A 1,018-nucleotide genomic window follows, 5' to 3' on the forward strand; every position below is an offset into this window, starting at 1 on the left:
CGCTTCCTTTAGCAGCCCTTGCGCCCTGAGTGCTTGCGGCAGCGTGAAGCTGACGGATCGATCCGGGGAATTAATTCACCCCCGAACACGAGCACGGCACCCGCGACCACTATGCCAAGAATGCCCAAGGTAAAAATTGCCGGCCCCGCCATGAAGTCCGTGAATGCCCCGACGGCCGAAGTGAAGGGCAGGCCGCCACCCAGGCCGCCGCCCTCACTGCCCGGCACCTGGTCGCTGAATGTCGATGCCAGCACCTGCGGCACGTCAATGCTTCCGGGCGTCGCGCTCGGGCTGATCGCCCATCCCGTTACTGCCCCGATCCCGGCAATGGCAAGGACTGCCAGCGCTGCCATTTTTGGGGTGAGGCCGTTCGCGGCCGAGGGGCGCAGCCCCTGGGGGGATGGGAGGCCCGCGTTAGCGGGCCGGGAGGGTTCGAGAAGGGGGGGCACCCCCCTTCGGCGTGCGCGGTCACGCGCACAGGGCGCAGCCCTGGTTAAAAACAAGGTTTATAAATATTGGTTTAAAAGCAGGTTAAAAGACAGGTTAGCGGTGGCCGAAAAACGGGCGGAAACCCTTGCAAATGCTGGATTTTCTGCCTGTGGACAGCCCCTCAAATGTCAATAGGTGCGCCCCTCATCTGTCAGCACTCTGCCCCTCAAGTGTCAAGGATCGCGCCCCTCATCTGTCAGTAGTCGCGCCCCTCAAGTGTCAATACCGCAGGGCACTTATCCCCAGGCTTGTCCACATCATCTGTGGGAAACTCGCGTAAAATCAGGCGTTTTCGCCGATTTGCGAGGCTGGCCAGCTCCACGTCGCCGGCCGAAATCGAGCCTGCCCCTCATCTGTCAACGCCGCGCCGGGTGAGTCGGCCCCTCAAGTGTCAACGTCCGCCCCTCATCTGTCAGTGAGGGCCAAGTTTTCCGCGAGGTATCCACAACGCCGGCGGCCGTCTATGGCCCTGCAAACGCGCCAGAAACGCCGTCGAAGCCGTGTGCGAGACACCGCGGCCGCCAGCCCA

General features: G+C 62.8%; 1 pseudogene. It reads right to left on the minus strand.

The features are described 5' to 3' along the window. Positions 1-74: 74 nt before the first annotated feature. Positions 75-353: pseudogene (klaC, locus tag LB557_RS31495) on the minus strand (tellurium resistance system protein klaC); the annotation flags it as partial. Positions 354-1,018: the final 665 nt, after the last annotated feature.

This window comes from Mesorhizobium sp. BR115XR7A (assembly GCF_020165315.1).
In the GTDB taxonomy this organism is placed as follows: Bacteria; Pseudomonadota; Alphaproteobacteria; order Rhizobiales; family Rhizobiaceae; genus Mesorhizobium; species Mesorhizobium australicum.